The organism is Rhodococcus globerulus NBRC 14531 (assembly GCF_001894805.1).
Taxonomy (GTDB): domain Bacteria; phylum Actinomycetota; class Actinomycetes; order Mycobacteriales; family Mycobacteriaceae; genus Rhodococcus_F; species Rhodococcus_F globerula.
Map to the genome: position 1 here is coordinate 1 of NZ_BCWX01000003.1, position 15,010 is coordinate 15,010.

18 protein-coding genes are annotated in these 15,010 nt (G+C 63.3%); 9 read left to right on the forward strand and 9 right to left on the reverse strand.

Going from position 1 to position 15,010, the window contains the following annotated elements; translation table 11 throughout:
* Positions 1–246, forward strand: a 246-nt coding sequence (locus RG2_RS15195) for an AMP-binding enzyme (RefSeq protein ID WP_443096519.1), incomplete at its 5' end; no start/stop codon positions are given.
* A gap of 3 nt (positions 247–249) precedes the next feature.
* On the opposite strand, the gene RG2_RS15200 is transcribed toward RG2_RS15195, so the two are convergent.
* Positions 250–897: a TetR/AcrR family transcriptional regulator gene (locus RG2_RS15200; RefSeq protein ID WP_033232572.1), complete on the reverse strand. Its 648-nt coding sequence runs from the start codon at positions 895–897 to the stop codon at positions 250–252.
* 158 nt (positions 898–1,055) lie between these two features.
* On the opposite strand from RG2_RS15200, the gene RG2_RS15205 reads away from it, so the two are divergent.
* Positions 1,056–1,673, forward strand: coding sequence for a carbonic anhydrase (locus tag RG2_RS15205; RefSeq protein ID WP_033232570.1), 618 nt, complete (start codon positions 1,056–1,058; stop codon positions 1,671–1,673).
* A 93-nt stretch (positions 1,674–1,766) separates the two neighbouring features.
* Positions 1,767–2,498: a DUF4232 domain-containing protein gene (locus tag RG2_RS15210; protein ID WP_033232568.1), complete on the forward strand. Its 732-nt coding sequence runs from the start codon at positions 1,767–1,769 to the stop codon at positions 2,496–2,498.
* A gap of 27 nt (positions 2,499–2,525) precedes the next feature.
* Here RG2_RS15210 and disA read toward each other — a convergent pair whose 3' ends face one another.
* Positions 2,526–3,611 carry a DNA integrity scanning diadenylate cyclase DisA gene (disA, locus tag RG2_RS15215; protein ID WP_033232701.1) on the reverse strand — a complete coding sequence of 362 codons (1,086 nt, stop codon included), beginning with the start codon at positions 3,609–3,611 and terminating at the stop codon, positions 2,526–2,528.
* 97 nt (positions 3,612–3,708) lie between these two features.
* Here disA and RG2_RS15220 point away from each other — a divergent pair, with 97 nt between their 5' ends.
* A complete protein-coding gene (locus tag RG2_RS15220; protein WP_033232699.1) occupies positions 3,709–4,269 on the forward strand; it encodes a PaaI family thioesterase in 561 nt (186 codons plus the stop codon).
* 23 nt (positions 4,270–4,292) lie between these two features.
* Here the strand turns inward: RG2_RS15220 and radA are convergent, their stop codons facing one another.
* Positions 4,293–5,726, reverse strand: coding sequence for a DNA repair protein RadA (radA, locus tag RG2_RS15225; RefSeq protein ID WP_033232563.1), 1,434 nt, complete (start codon positions 5,724–5,726; stop codon positions 4,293–4,295).
* Between the two features lie 97 nt (positions 5,727–5,823).
* Positions 5,824–6,456 (reverse strand): copper chaperone PCu(A)C domain-containing protein, encoded by a 633-nt coding sequence (locus tag RG2_RS15230; protein ID WP_033232562.1) that lies wholly within the window; start codon positions 6,454–6,456, stop codon positions 5,824–5,826.
* 264 nt (positions 6,457–6,720) lie between these two features.
* Between RG2_RS15230 and RG2_RS15235 the strand changes: the two genes are divergently transcribed.
* The 5 genes from RG2_RS15235 to rlmB are packed head-to-tail and all read left to right on the forward strand — an operon-like array spanning position 6,721 to position 10,772.
* Positions 6,721–7,209, forward strand: coding sequence for a CarD family transcriptional regulator (locus RG2_RS15235; protein WP_033232561.1), 489 nt, complete (start codon positions 6,721–6,723; stop codon positions 7,207–7,209).
* Between the two features lie 24 nt (positions 7,210–7,233).
* Entirely contained in the window at positions 7,234–7,902 is a 669-nt protein-coding gene (gene ispD / locus RG2_RS15240; RefSeq protein ID WP_033232560.1) for a 2-C-methyl-D-erythritol 4-phosphate cytidylyltransferase, read from the forward strand.
* A 13-nt stretch (positions 7,903–7,915) separates the two neighbouring features.
* Positions 7,916–8,392 carry a 2-C-methyl-D-erythritol 2,4-cyclodiphosphate synthase gene (gene ispF, locus RG2_RS15245; RefSeq protein WP_033232559.1) on the forward strand — a complete coding sequence of 159 codons (477 nt, stop codon included), beginning with the start codon at positions 7,916–7,918 and terminating at the stop codon, positions 8,390–8,392.
* Between the two features lie 11 nt (positions 8,393–8,403).
* Positions 8,404–9,798 (forward strand): cysteine--tRNA ligase, encoded by a 1,395-nt coding sequence (cysS, locus tag RG2_RS15250; protein WP_033232556.1) that lies wholly within the window; start codon positions 8,404–8,406, stop codon positions 9,796–9,798.
* Between the two features lie 2 nt (positions 9,799–9,800).
* Positions 9,801–10,772, forward strand: a complete 972-nt coding sequence (rlmB, locus tag RG2_RS15255) for a 23S rRNA (guanosine(2251)-2'-O)-methyltransferase RlmB (RefSeq protein WP_033232555.1) — start codon at positions 9,801–9,803, stop codon at positions 10,770–10,772.
* Between the two features lie 60 nt (positions 10,773–10,832).
* Here the strand turns inward: rlmB and RG2_RS15260 are convergent, their stop codons facing one another.
* The 5 genes from RG2_RS15260 to RG2_RS15280 all read right to left on the reverse strand — a co-directional run bounded on the left by RG2_RS15260 (position 10,833) and on the right by RG2_RS15280 (position 14,998).
* Complete coding sequence (locus RG2_RS15260) at positions 10,833–11,504, reverse strand: LpqN/LpqT family lipoprotein (RefSeq protein WP_033232551.1); 672 nt, start codon at positions 11,502–11,504, stop codon at positions 10,833–10,835.
* 73 nt (positions 11,505–11,577) lie between these two features.
* A complete protein-coding gene (locus RG2_RS15265) occupies positions 11,578–12,438 on the reverse strand; it encodes a 5-oxoprolinase subunit C family protein (protein ID WP_033232549.1) in 861 nt (286 codons plus the stop codon).
* 39 nt (positions 12,439–12,477) lie between these two features.
* Positions 12,478–13,239 carry a LamB/YcsF family protein gene (locus RG2_RS15270; RefSeq protein WP_033232547.1) on the reverse strand — a complete coding sequence of 254 codons (762 nt, stop codon included), beginning with the start codon at positions 13,237–13,239 and terminating at the stop codon, positions 12,478–12,480.
* Positions 13,236–14,117 carry a metal ABC transporter permease gene (locus tag RG2_RS15275; protein ID WP_033232545.1) on the reverse strand — a complete coding sequence of 294 codons (882 nt, stop codon included), beginning with the start codon at positions 14,115–14,117 and terminating at the stop codon, positions 13,236–13,238. Before RG2_RS15275 ends, RG2_RS15270 begins: the two co-directional genes overlap by 4 nt.
* A complete protein-coding gene (locus RG2_RS15280; protein ID WP_045068409.1) occupies positions 14,114–14,998 on the reverse strand; it encodes a metal ABC transporter ATP-binding protein in 885 nt (294 codons plus the stop codon). The genes RG2_RS15275 and RG2_RS15280 overlap by 4 nt, the downstream gene beginning before the upstream one ends.
* Positions 14,999–15,010 lie beyond the last annotated feature (12 nt).

Below are 15,010 nucleotides of genomic sequence, written 5' to 3' on the forward strand. Positions count from 1 at the left end.
CCGGTTGAATATGCCCAGGTTGCCGTTGTCGGAGTGGAGGATCCGGTCTGGGGTGAGGCAGTCAAGGCGGTGGTGGTCGCTGCTGCAGATCACGAACTCGATGCCACCGCGATACTCGCATTCACGCGAGCACGTCTCGCCGGATACAAGTGCCCGAAATCGATCGACGTCGTTGCTGAACTTCCACTTGGCGCTACCGGAAAGATACTCAAGCGCGAACTTCGAGCGCAGTACGCAGCACTGTGAGAACTAGCGAGTCCGCTTGCGGCGAGGCTTGTATCCCACCGTGTTCAGGGCGATCTCTGCGTATTTCTTGGCGACTTCCTCCGGGCTGAGTTCGCCTTCCGCGTGGTACCACCGCGGAATGGACTGACACATGGCGAGTAGTGCGCGAGTGGTCTCGGCTGTATCGGCGACAGAGAACACTCCTCGTTCGACGCCATCGCTGACGATGCCGAGGGCGAGTTTCTCGATACCCTTGCGGACAACGCGGTATCGCTGGCGGTTCTCGGGGCTGAGGTACCGCACCTCACCTTCGAGGGCCGCCAGGCGCGATCGGGTTGTCATGCGCAGCACGATTGCTTCGACGACATTCGTGAGCTGTTCGCACGGGTCGTCACCGCCGTCGGCCGATGCGGTGTGTGCACGCGCGAGCACGTCGCCGGTCGAGATCTCCAAGAGCGCGAGGAGAATCCCTTCCTTGCTCTGATGGTGGTAGTACAGCGCAGGAATCGTGACACCGACGCGACGCGCGATGTCTCGCACTGAGGTGCCGTGGAAGCCGTTGTCGTAGAATCCTTCGAGGGCAGCTTGGAGGATGGGGCTCAGTTCGAGTGGCTCGATCAGTCGCCAACTGGCCTCGGTGGTGGCGGTTTTCGCCGAATTCTTCGTGACCATGACTTCTCCATTAGCTATCGTTCGATAAGGCCTGGGGGGATCGTACGCTGCGGAGGTCCATGCTCCTTCGTGCGCCGGACTACGGACAAGGCGGTTGGTTTCCGCGACCAGGCCCTTCCCGATGTGTCGGAATATCGCGGCGGGTGCACAATATTGAAATGCCGAATTCAAGTCCTAAGTCCGCCTGGAAGTCCCTCCGTGAGGGAAACGAGCGATTTGTGGGCGGCGAGTCCATCCATCCCAGCCAGGGAATCGCGGATCGCGCGAAGCTGGTCAACGAACAGCACCCCACCGCCGTGCTGTTCGGTTGTGGTGATTCACGTGTTGCCGCCGAGATCATCTTCGATCAGGGGTTGGGTGACATGTTCGTCGTCCGCACTGCAGGTCACGTGCTCGACGATTCCGTTCTCGGTTCCATCGAGTACGCCGTCCATGTTCTCAACGTGCCTCTCATCGTTGTGCTCGGGCACGACGGCTGTGGCGCCGTCAAAGCCACGCTCGACGCTCTCGACAAGGGCGCAGTGCCAGACGGTTTCATTCGCAGTGTGATCGAACGCGTTGCGCCGTCCATTCTCATGGGACGCAACGAAGGCCTGAAGACTGTCGACGAACTCGAGGGCCGGCACGTTGTCGAGACGGGCTCGCTCATCATGCAGCGGTCACGAATCATTGCCGACAAGGTGGCCAAGGGAGAGTGCGCGATCGCAGGTGTCACCTACACGCTGTCCGACGGACACATGCGCCTGCAGGGCGTAGTAGGTGAAATCGGCGAGTAGGCCGGGATAATCCCCGCAGTCCTTCGTCACACGGTGCCGACACGCCGTCTCAGCTGACCGTTTGTGAGCCTTTCGCCAACTACCGTTGAGACCGTGTTGGAACCGAATGGACCACTGCCCCCTCAGATCTACTGGCGTCGCCGGGCTCTGGCCATCGGTGCTGCCGTTATCGCCCTGGTGTTGCTGATCTGGGCGATTTCGGCACTGGTCGGTGGGGGAGACGATCCTGCCGAGGCAGATGCCGCGGCCGTGACTTCCTCACTGACGTCGGAGGTGTCGTTCACGCCGAACCCGTCAGGAAGCAACAGCTCCGGCGGCAACGGTGGCGGCGGCAGTGGTGATTCCGGTTCGAATGGTTCTGCGACGTCCGCTGCTGCGAGTTCGACAACCTCGGCGACCAGTGCGGTTCCGGTGCCTGCCGGGCAGTGCGCCGACTCGTCCCTCGCAGTCAAGGCAACCGCAGACAAGCCGACCTTCGCCGGTGGTGAGGAACCGACCTTCACGATTGTCATCACGAACATCGGTTCCGCCGCGTGTGATCGCGACCTGGCCGGTGGACTCCAGCAGGTGCTTGTCTACAGCATCGACGGTAAGAACCGACTGTGGTCCAACGTCGACTGCTACCCGCAGCCTGCTCCGGATGTGCGCAACCTCGAACCGGGTGAGCAGGCCGCCTTCAAGGTTGCCTGGTCCGCCACGACGTCGACTCCGGACTGCGCCACTTCGCAGAATCCGCAGCGCAATCCCGTGGGTCCCGGCGCGTACACCGTGGTCGGCCAGCTCGGTGCACTACGTAGTGGCGCGGAGCCGTTCAATATCGCCTAGTAGCGGCGCGGAGCCGTTCAATATCGCCTAGTTGAACGAACCGGTGATCGAAGATTCGGCGAGCCGTGACAGACCTTCGCGGATGTGACGGGCCCACAGCCCACCGATACCTTCGACTGATTGAAGGTCGGCCGCAGTAGCAGCCAACAGAGCTTGCAAGGTGCCGAATGATCCGACCAATCGGTGGATCTGATGGAACTGAAGCCGCGGTACCCGCATGAGAACCCGGTATCCGCGGGGTGTCATCGGGGTATCGAGGGCTTCGATCGTGCCCGGGTAGCCGAGCACTCGGGCGAGTGTTGTCAGGTCGAGGAGATCGGCATCGGTGACACGGTCCAGGGCAGCGAGCACATTGTCCATCGCGGCGGTTCCGACCGGCTCGGGGCCGGCAAGGTAGTCGCGAACGATGAGCTGACGCGCAATGTCGTTGTCGCCGACCAGTTCTTCGAGCTGAAGGGCGAGCTGGCGACCGTCGGTGCCGAGTTCGAGGACGTCCTGTTCGATTTCGAGCGATACGCGTCGAACCATCTCGAGTCTCTGCACCACCGTCAATGCGTCGCGCAGAGTTACGAAGTCCTCGATCTCGACGACGGACAGCGATCTGGTGACCTCGTCGAGGCGTGCCTTGTATCGCTCGAGTGTCGCAACGGCTTGATTTGCCCGGGAAAGGATCGTGGCGGAACCTTCGATGACGTGTCTGATGCCGCCGACGTAGACGCTCACGATCGACATCGACTGGCTTACCGACACGACCGGGTATCCGGTCTGGATTGCCGTGCGTTCCGCTGCCCGGTGCCGAGTGCCGGATTCGACGGTCGGGATTTTGTGGTCCGGAACGAGTTGAACATTTGCGCGGACGATGTGCGAGCCGTCCGTGGACAGCACCACGGCACCGTCCATCTTCGAGAGTTCCCGAAGGCGGGTGGGCGCGAACTCGACGTCGAGGTTGAAACCACCGTCGCAGAGCGCTTCGATCTCGTCGTCGTAACCGAGGACGATCAGGGCGCCGGTGCGACCTCGAAGAATGCGTTCGAGGCCGTCGCGCAGCGCGGTTCCGGGGGCCAATCTGGCGATGGTTTCTCTCAACGCCGGCGACGACTGGGGATCCGCCATCGCACTGATCATTGAGAAACTCCCTGCTGAGGTCGATGTCACTAAGTCCGGGTCCGATAGCTGGTACTGGCAGATCCTTCGATTAGATTACCTATCCGTGAGTAGCACCTGGACTTTGCCTGACGACCTGACCGTGCCTGTGCCCGTCGAATTCTTCCCGGCGGCGGGTGAGAAGTTGCCTCAGCACTGGTCGAAGTGCTTCGGTTGCGGCGACGATCAGCCGGCCGGGATGGCGATGAGTTTCAAGGCGGGCGAGGGCCTCGAAGTGACCGGACGCCTCGAAGTCGCGAAGAAGTACCAGGGTGGACCCGGAGTCATTCACGGCGGAATTCTGTCCACCGCTTTCGACGAGGTGCAGGGCGTGGCATGCATGGTCCTCGGCACTCCGGTGGTGACCGGCCACCTCGAGATCGACTTTGCTCGGCCGATTCCGCTTGGTTCGGTTCTCGAGTTTCGGGCTCGCGTCGAGGGCACCGTTCGCCGCAAGGTCTACACCAGCGCAGAAGCTGTCATCGTCGAAGGCCCAGCCGCTGATCCGGACGTCATTGTCGGAACGTCGCGCGGACTGTTCCTGACCATCACACCCGAGCATTTTGCACAAACCCAGGAATTTGTCGACGGCGTTCCGACGTCGCCGTTCGGGACCTCGTCCGTCTGATTGCCCTGTGCTGAGCACCTCCGTCATTTGACGGGGGTGAGCTTGGGTCGAGGCGCGCCCTGCTTGCCACCGAGCAAACCGGCGTAGGTCAATGCTTCGGCGATGTTCGTCACTTCGTTGACTCGCATGCCGGGAATGTTCGGCCCCGAGTCGACCGGCACTATTGCGCTCGTGAATCCCAATCGGGCAGCTTCGATCAGTCGTCGGTTGACGCCGGCAACTCGGCGAACCTCACCGGCGAGTCCGACCTCGCCGAGGATCACCATTCCCTTGGGAACTGGCTTTCCCTTCACCGCGGACGTCACGGCGATGGCGAGGGCCAAATCGGCACCCGGTTCCGTCATTCGCATGCCGCCCACCGTTGCCGCGTAGACGTCGGCTTTGGCGATCGACACTCCGGCGCGTCGCTCGAGTACCGCCAGAACCATGGCGACGCGCGCGGTGTCCAGGCCGCTCACAGCGCGGCGGGGAGTGGGGAGTGGGGTAGGCGCCACTAATGCCTGTACTTCGCCGAGCAGCGGGCGTTTGCCGTCCATCATCACGGTGACAGCAGTGCCCTCCACCATCTCTTCCCGATGGTGGAGGAACAATCCGGACGGATCGCTGATTTCGTTGATGCCTTGTTCGGTGAGTTCGAAACAACCCACCTCGTCGGCTGCTCCGAATCGGTTCTTCACGCCGCGGACCATGCGAAGCGTGGAGTGTTTGTCTCCTTCGAAATGTAGGACAACGTCGACGAGATGCTCGAGCGACCGTGGGCCGGCTACGGCTCCGTCCTTGGTGACGTGGCCGATAAGGAGTACGGGGATTCCGCTGGACTTCGCCAACGACGTGAGCGCGCTGGTGACCGCTTTGACCTGTGTGACGCCACCGACAACGCCGTCGACGTCGGCCGCGAGCATGGTCTGCACGGAGTCGACGATCACCAGGGTGGGTTTGACCTGCTCGACGTGGCCGAGGATGGTCGCGAGATCATTTTCCGCGGCCAGATACATCCGTTCGTGGACGGAATTGGTGCGATCGGCCCGGAGCCTGACCTGCCCGGCCGACTCCTCTCCGGTGACGTACAGCGCGCGGTCTTGCGGACTCCGCATCGCCCACCGGTAGACGACCTCGAGCAGCAGCGTGGATTTGCCGACGCCAGGTTCCCCGGCGAGCAGGACGACCGACCCGGGAACAACACCACCGCCGAGAACTCGATCGAGTTCACCGATCCCGGTGGGCTTGGCCTTGGTGCTCTGGCTGTCGATCTGGGTGAGCGGAGTGGCGGGTGTGGTGGGCAGGACAGCGGCCGATCCGGCCTTGGCGAGCGATGCCCCCGCGCGACTGGCGACCGGAGCGACGACGGACACTTCGGACATGGAGCCCCACGTGTCGCACTCGGGGCAGCGGCCGACCCATTTGGGCACGACGGATTTGCATTCGGAGCACCGGTAGTTCGATTTCGCTTTGGCCACCGGAACAGACTAGAGGCGAGGTCCGACATGGACCCCGCCTCTAGTGTGGCAATTCGTGACCTTGGCGAAACGCAGTGTCCGCCTGAGGTTTACAAGCTCAGTGTCCTGAGCCCTCGACCGGTGACTTCTCGGATACGTCACGCTCGAGTTGTGGGCCCGCATCGACAGGAACCTGAACCGTGACGGGGCCGGCCTTCTCGAAGGTGAAGGTGATCGGGATGGTCAGGCCCGGGCGAACGCCGGCCTTGATGTCTTCGAGGACCACGAGCACGAGCGCTGCGGGAGCGTCTGTGTTCTGGTCCTTGTTCTCGATCTGCTTCTCGGCTTCGGCCTCGGCGGACTCGCCCGCGGGAAGCTCTCCGGCCTGCAGGGATGTCTGCGGCTTGAGCACCAATCCGGCGACCTCTTCACCGGCGACAACGCTTGCAGCGTAGTCAGTGGTGATGCTCACCAGCTTGTCGGTCGTCTCCGTGCTCTCGTTCACGATCGTGAAGGCCAGCACGGCCTTTCCGCCGGGTTCGATGCTGTATTCCTCGGACGAGGGGTAAGCAATATGCACGTTGCGCAGGGCGATGTCACCAACGGTGGCACTGTTGCCGTTCACGGCGGCCTGCTGGACGGCAGTCTGGCTCACCTGTCCCGAGCCGCATGCGGACAGCGCGATGGCTGCGCCTGCAGCCAGTGCAATGGCGGTAGCGACTCGGCGAGTCGGCTTGCGGATAGCAGTCACGGTTTGTCCTCCAGGGCGTCAGGTTCGCACTCCACTAGGCAGAGTAGTAGTCAGCTCTCGCGGGCCGGTCGCTGGGTAGCCACAACGGTTGTCCGCGTGGGCTTTCACGCCACCGTGAACAGGCCGTCGACGCTGGTTGAATGCACGTCCAACAGGCACTGTCAACCCCTACGCTCGAGCAAGGATGCCCCTGACCTGCGCCGTTGATGCATGGCTGGTTCTTCGACGTGTTAAACTAGTGGAATCGAAAGGGGCACGGGACACATGATTTTCAAGGTCGGAGACACCGTCGTATACCCCCATCACGGTGCGGCGCTGATCGAAGCTATCGAAACCCGCACCATCAAGGGTGAGCAGAGGGAATATCTCGTTCTGAAGGTTGCTCAAGGCGATCTGACAGTTCGAGTTCCCGCAGACAACGCAGAATACGTCGGAGTTCGCGACGTCGTCGGCCAGGAAGGCCTCGACAAGGTTTTCCAGGTTCTGCGTGCACCGCACACCGAAGAGCCCACCAACTGGTCTCGTCGATACAAGGCGAACCTCGAGAAGCTTGCTTCAGGTGACGTGAACAAGGTCGCCGAGGTTGTTCGTGACTTGTGGCGTCGTGAGCAGGATCGTGGGCTTTCTGCTGGTGAGAAGCGCATGCTTGCCAAGGCTCGTCAGATTCTCGTCGGGGAGCTCGCGCTCGCCGAGGGCACTGACAACGAAAAGGCTGAGATCATTCTCGACGAGGTCCTCGCGACCGCGTCCTGAACCAACACCACAACAAAGCTGACAGTGTCGGTAGTCGCACTGGTTCCTGCCGCAGGTCGGGGATTGCGCTTGGGTGAGCAAATACCCAAGGCATTCGTCGAACTCGGTGGGCGCACCATGCTTGCACGCGCGGTTGACGGGCTCCGGAAATCCGGAGCGGTCGACCGCGTTGTTGTGATTGTTCCGCCTGAACTTCTCGGATCAGTCAAGGCTGATCTCGGGCGTAGTGACGACGTCGACGTGGTTGCCGGTGGAGCAGAGCGCACGGATTCCGTGCGGGCCGGGCTCGAGGCGGCCGGAGACGCAGAGTTCGTACTCGTGCACGATGCTGCGCGAGCTTTGACTCCGCCGGCGATGATTGCGCGGGTTGTCGCAGAACTGAAGGCGGGCAGCGCTGCGGTCATTCCCGTGCTGCCGGTCACGGACACCATCAAGTCCGTCGATGTTCTCGGCATGGTTACCGGTACTCCGCTTCGCAGCGAACTTCGTGCGGTACAAACTCCCCAGGGCTTTTCCACGCAGGTACTGCGCCAGGCCTACGATGCCGGTGATCTGGCGGCAACGGACGACGCGTCGTTGGTCGAGCGACTCGGCGTTTCCGTACAAACCATTGCCGGTGAAGCTCATGCCTTCAAGATCACGACGCCACTCGACCTGGTACTTGCCCGAGCACTTCTGGATGCGGATTCGTAAGGACGGAAATTAGATGCGAGTCGGTCTGGGGACGGATGTTCATCCCATCGAGGTAGGACGGCCGTGTTGGATGGCCGGTTTGTTATTCGAGGATGCTGACGGCTGCTCCGGGCATTCCGACGGCGATGTTGCCGTTCACGCGTTGTGTGACGCTCTTCTCTCCGCGGCGGGATTGGGCGACCTCGGATCCGTCTTCGGTACCGGGAGGCCGGAATGGGACGGAGTGAGTGGCGTCCGGATGCTCGCCGAGGTTCGGCGGTTGCTCGAGGAAAACCAGTTCACGGTGGGCAATGCCGCAGTTCAGGTCATCGGGAATCGCCCCAAGATCGGTCCGCGTCGCGACGAGGCGCAGCGGGTCCTCTCCGAGGTTCTCGGTGCCCCGGTTTCGGTCTCCGCCACCACCACCGATGGACTCGGTTTGACCGGGCGCGGCGAGGGGATCGCCGCCATGGCCACCGCGTTGGTCATGACAACCGGCAACGACAGGTAAGATCGCTGGTCGTGACCCTGCGCCTATACGACACCGGTACGCGGGCCCTGCGGGATTTTGTTCCGTTGGTCCCCGGACATGCATCGGTGTACCTGTGTGGGGCGACAGTCCAGGGTGATCCTCACATCGGACACGTGCGTAGCGGCGTCGCATTCGACGTGCTGCGCCGGTGGTTGCTGGCGCACGACAACGACGTTGCATTCGTGCGCAATGTGACGGATATCGACGACAAGATATTGAACAAGGCTGCCGACGCCGGCCGTCCCTGGTGGGAGTGGGCCACGACGTTCGAGCGTTCCTTCACGTGGGCGTACGACCAGTTGGGTGTATTGCCGCCGTCGATCGAACCGCGGGCCACCGGTCACGTCACGCAGATGGTCACGATGATGGAGCGTCTCATCGCGAACGGTCATGCGTACGCCGCGGGCGGTGACGTCTACTTCGACGTGCAGAGCTACCCCGAATACGGCGCACTCTCCGGGCACAAGCTCGACGACGTCCATCAGGGTGAGAGTGCTGCCGAGGGCAAGCGTGACCCGCGTGACTTCACGCTGTGGAAGACGGCCAAGCCTGGCGAACCCTCGTGGCCGACTCCGTGGGGACCCGGCCGTCCCGGTTGGCATCTCGAATGCTCGGCCATGGCGGAGTTCTATCTCGGCGCCGCATTCGATATTCACTGCGGTGGAAGGGATTTGGTCTTCCCTCATCACGAGAACGAGATTGCCCAGGCAAAATGCGTCGGCGACGATTTTGCTCAGTACTGGCTGCACAACGGCTGGGTCACGATGAGTGGCGAGAAGATGTCCAAGTCGCTCGGCAATGTGCTGTCGGTGCCGAATGTCTTGAAAAAGGTTCGCCCGCAAGAACTTAGGTACTACCTCGGTAGTGCTCACTACCGTTCGAATCTCGAGTACTCGGACGAAGCCCTCGAAGAGAGCGCCAAGTCGTACCAAGGACTCGAGGCGTTTGTCCTGCGTACGCACAAGCGCGCAGGTGGCGTCGAACTCGGAACGTGGACAGAAGGTTTCGCGGAAGCGCTCGACAACGACTTGTCGGTCCCGATCGCGTTGGCCGAGATTCACGGCAAGGCGAGTGCGGGCAATACCGCGCTCGCAGCGGGAGACCTGGGCGCGGCGCGCGTGGCGGCAGGTCAGGTGCGAGCGATGCTCGCCATCCTGGGCGTCGACCCCCTCGACGCGCATTGGTCGCAGTCCGGTGGCGACACCGAGGCGGCAATGGAAGCTTTGGACGTGTTGGTGCGCGCCGATCTCGATCGGCGGCAGCAGGCACGGACGGAAAAGAACTGGGCGGTGGCGGATGAAGTCCGTGATCGCCTCATCAAGGCGGGTATCGAAGTAACCGATACTCCCGACGGACCCGAATGGTCCCTGAAGGCAGGGCAGTAACAATGGCTGGAAACTCGAGCAGGCGCGGCGCAGTCCGTAAGGGCGGCACCAAGAAGGGCCAGGTTGCCGGTTCCGGCGGTAAGCACCGTCGCGGTCTCGAAGGGCGTGGCGCTACGCCACCCGCCGAGGCACGCACCAAGCATCCCGCGGCGAAGCGTGCAGCGCGCGCCGCACGGGCCGACGAGAAGCAGGGTCGTGGTGGCCGTCCGGGTCCGGGCCGCAAGGTTCTCGACGGTCCCGAGACAGTGCTCGGACGCAACCCGGTGGTCGAGTGCCTGCGCGCTGGCGTTCCGGCGACGGCGCTGTGGGTTGCCGTCGGCACCGAGAGCGACGACCGCCTGAAGGAATCCGTTCAGCTTGCCGCTGATGCCGGAATCTCCATTCTCGAAGTACCGCGTACCGATCTGGATCGCCTGAGTGCCAACGGTCTTCACCAGGGCATCGCGCTGCAGGTTCCGCCGTACCGTTACGCACATCCGGACGATCTCCTGTCCGAGGCGCGTAAGCACGCCGAGCCGCCGTTGCTCGTCGCGCTGGACAACATCACCGACCCCCGCAACCTGGGCGCCGTCGTGCGCTCGGTCGCGGCTTTCGGTGGACACGGCGTCGTGATTCCCGAGCGTCGTAGCGCCAGTGTCAGTGCCGTCGCTTGGCGTACCAGTGCCGGTGCTGCTGCTCGTCTGCCGATTGCTCGCGCCACCAACCTCACTCGCACGCTCAAGGACTGGGCGTCCAAGGGTGTACAGGTTGTGGGCCTCGACGCCGGTGGCGACACCACTCTCGACGATTTCGACGGCAGCGGTCCAGTGGTGATCGTGGTCGGTTCGGAGGGCAAGGGACTCTCACGTCTCGTCCGCGAGAACTGTGACGCGATTCTGTCCATCCCCATGGCTGGACCGGTCGAGTCGCTCAACGCTTCGGTTGCTGCCGGAGTTGTGTTGGCCGACATCGCGCGTCGTCGCCGTAGCAGCTAGGGCCTTCGGCCCGGTGCGCGTTTCCGGTAGTGGGAACGACCAGAAACGCGCACGGGGGGCTTAGCCGAATTCGATTGACGTGTTGATTTCCTCGACCTGGTCGGAGAGCGCCATGTCTTCCTTATCGGTGAACTGATTCGCGAAGCTCACCAGGTACACGGGAGACGATTCGTCAGCCTGGTAGGCGATGACGGTCATGACCGCCAACAGGGGAACGTCAACGTTCGGCGGCGACCAGGTTCCGGCGATGCGGATCGCCTTCTGTCCGTCGATGTCGAGGTCGACCTTGTTCACCTCGGTCCATCCGTTGAGCATGCCGAGCGACGCCTGGGCGCCGGCAAGAACGTCGTCGGGGCTTGCGGTGCCCTGGCTTTCCACCGTCAATGTCGTGTTCGGCATGAAGCCGTTTGCATCGGCCTGGTTGCTGGACAGGATGTCCGTGACGCTTCCGGTGGTGACTTTCTGGGTCTGCGACCATCCGTCCGGAAGGCTGACGCTGATGGCCGGTGCGTCGGCGTCGGTGCCGGAGTTGAGGGTGACACGTTCGCCGCTGAAGCTGATGCTGTCATCCGACGTTGTTGCCGCGGCGGCCGAGGTAGTTGCGGAGGTCGCTACCGAGGTGGCCTCCGAGACAGCCTCGCCGTCGTCGGAGCTGCTGCATCCCGAGAGAACAAGTGCTGCGGTGATCAAACTGGCTGCGCTCAGAGCGATTGTGCTGCTCTTCATACTCATATGTCAGTTTCCTTCGGCTTATTCACGACGGCCGTGCGCCGACGCCAGCAGTGGCTGAGACTATCAGCGCCGCCTACGCCGCCCGGAAGGTAACCGAACTTCCCGGTCTCATTTGCGCCAGCGTGGCGATTCCGGGGTCGGTGACCACTGCGATCACCGGATACCCGCCGGTTACGGGATGATCAGCCAGGAATATCACGGGGTGACCGTTCGGGGGCACTTGAACCGAGCCGGAGACGACGCCTTCGCTGGGCAATTCGCACGTACGTGAGCGATGCAGCGGTCCGGGGCCGCGTAGCCGAACGCCGACTCGATCGGTGTCTTCGGTGACGGTCCAGGCGTGGTGCAGCAATGCGTGGACGGAGGCGGGTGTGAACCAGTCGTCGCGCGGTCCGAGGGTGATGCCGAGCGGAACGGGGCATGGGGTGGGCGCCGGCGGTGGGATGAAATCCTCGATCGGCCACTCGGCTTCGCCAACTCCGACGAGCAGGTGATCGCCCGCGCGGACGGGCGCTGGGCCGAGTTCGGCGAGTGTGTCGGTGGAGCGAGAGCCGAGAGTTTCCGGGACGTCGATGCCGCCGCGGACAGCGAGATAGGTGCGCAGTCCGGTTGTGCTGTAGCCGATTTCGAGGAGGTCGTCGCCATCGAGTCGGAGGGTCGAGTAGTCGGCAACGGGACGTGCGTTGACTGTCACCGGTGCCCTCGCGCCGGTGACTGCAACGGTCAGCGGCCCGACGGCCTGTGCGGCGAATCCACCTGTCGTGATTTCGAGCGTGGCGGCATGAGGTGCGTTTCCTACCAGCCTGTTTGCCGCGTCGTGGGAGATCAGATCAACCGCGCCGGAGCGGCCGACGCCGCTGGCCGCGCAACCTACCCGTCCATGGTCCTGGACGGTGGTCAACGGGCCGGGGCGAACGACATCGAGCCATGCCATGAAGCCATTGTCCCTCAGCGAGGAGTGCGGGCGCAGGAATCAGGTGAAGGGCGTGATCGTTACGTCGGACGCGGTGAGCAGTCTCCGGATTTCGGTGGCCATGTCGACGGCGGCCGGGGTATCACCGTGGACGCACACCGAGTCGGCGCGGACCGTCACGCGGCTGCCGTCAATGGCGTCTACGACGCCCTCGAGCACTATCCGGCGCACGCGTTCGGCAATGGCAACAGGGTTGTGAAGTACTGCCCCTGGCTGGTTTCGGGGCACCAACGTCCCCTCCGGCGTGTACGCGCGGTCGGCAAAGGCCTCGGTCACAACTGTCAGACCGGCCGCTTCCGCTTCGGCCAGGAACACCGAACCCGGGAGCCCGAGAACGGGGAGGGACGCGTCGTAGGTGCGTACGGCGTCGACAACGGCGCGCGCTTGTTCACGGTGATGCACTATCGCGTTGTAGAGCGCGCCGTGAGGTTTGACGTACGTGACGCGGGAGCCGGCGACACGGGCCAGTCCGTCGAGTGCCCCTAGTTGATAAATGACATCGGCCGCGAGATCGGTGGGTGAGACGTCGATGAAGCGTCGGCCGAATCCCGAAAGATCGTTGTATCCGACCTGCGCGCCGATCCGTACGTTCTGCGCCACAGCGGAGCGGCAGGTCGCCAACAGTGTGGTCGGGTCACCGGCGTGAAACCCGCACGCGATATTGGCGCTGGTGACCACGGTCAGCATGGCGTTGTCGTCACCGAGCGTCCAGGCGCCGTATCCCTCGCCGAGGTCGCTGTTGAGGTCGACGCGGATCGTCATGCGTGCGCCGGAATCCGTCCGGCATTCTTGCGTCGCGCAGAACCGGTGAGGCGGCACACCAGGTAGATGACAAACGACACCGTGGTGACAAAGCTGGACACCGGAACTCCGGGTGCGAGGGAGAGCAGGATGCCGCCGACAGCGGCGAGTTCCGCGAAGACCACGGACAAGATGGTGGCCTTGAGCGGGCTTGCGGTGACGTACGCGGCCGCCGCGGCGGGCGTGATGAGCAACGACATCACCAGCAGCGCGCCCACGATCTGCACACCCAGAGCGGCCGTGATGCCGACAAGAACCGCAAAGACGATGGACAGCGCGCGTACCGGAACACCGCGGGCCGCAGCCACTTCGGGATCGGTGCTGGCGAACAGCAAGGGGCGGTAGATGAATCCCAGCGTGCCGATCACGATGACTGCGCACAGAAGAAGCAGTTCGAGTCCGCTGTTGCCAGGTGCCACGATCTGACCGACCAACAACGAGAAGCTGGTTCCGGTTCGGCCGTCGTACGCCCAGAGGAACAGCACCGACAGTCCGAGCCCGAAGGCCATGATCACGCCGATCACCGAATCGCGGTCTCGCGCTTTGGCTCCCAGTAGTCCGAAGAGAACTGCCGCGACCACCGAACCCACAATTGCTCCGGCGCCGACACTCACTCCGACCAGCAGGGCGGCCGACGCGCCGGTCAGCGACAGTTCACTGGTTCCGTGAACGGAGAACGACATCTGCCGGCTCACGATCAGCGGGCCGATGATGCCGGCCAACAATCCGAGGATCGCGCCGGCAATCAATGCCTGCTGGACGAAGTCGTACTGCAGAAGGTCGACAGTGGCGGACACGTCGAACATCCGCGACATCGCATCGGTGAATTTGTTGCTCACGCGTGATCCTCATCGCTGTGGTGGACGCCTTCGCCCGGACGCAGGCCGCCCGCGCTGCCGAGAGCGTCGATGGCGTCGCCGGTGCCGACGACAACCAGGCGGCCACGAACCTGCAGTACCTCGACGTCGGTGTTGTACAGATCGGAGAGAACCTCGGACGTCATCACCTCGGCCGGCGTTCCGATGCGGAACTTGCCGTCGACGAGATACAGCACCCGATCGACCAGCGGAAGGATCGGATTGATCTCGTGGGTCACGAACAGTACGGCCGTGTTGTGGGTGCGTCGACGCTTGTCGATCAACGTGGACACCAGATGCTGGTTGGCGAGGTCGAGGCTGAGCAGCGGTTCGTCGCACAGCAGAATCTTCGGATCGCCGACCAGTGCCTGCGCAATACGCAATCGCTGTTGCTCACCGCCGGACATGGATCCGATGGGGGCGTCCGCGAAGGCTTCGGCGCTGACCTGCGCGATGGCGTTGTCGACGATCGCGCGTCGCCGCCCCCGCCGAAGCAGGCCGGTGCCCCACTGATGTCCGTCGACCCCGAGACCGACAAGGTCGCGCCCGCGCAGCGGAAGTCCGTCGTCGATGGATTTCTGCTGCGGGATGTACCCGACGTGCGAGTTTCCGGCGCGGGCCGGGGTTCCGGCGATTTCTGCGCTGCCGCCGCTGAGTTGTAGTTGCCCCAGCAGAATCTTCAGAAGTGAGGTCTTGCCGGAGCCGTTAGGGCCGAGCACAGCGATGAACTCGCCGGGCTGAACCTCGAGGTCGAGGCCGTCCCAGAGGGTGCGGGCGCCGAAGGACAATCGGGCGTCCTTCAGGGCGACTGCTGGCACGGCATTTGTTGCCGGCGCCGTTGTATTCGCGGAGGTTTCTGTCACAAGCCGATCGGT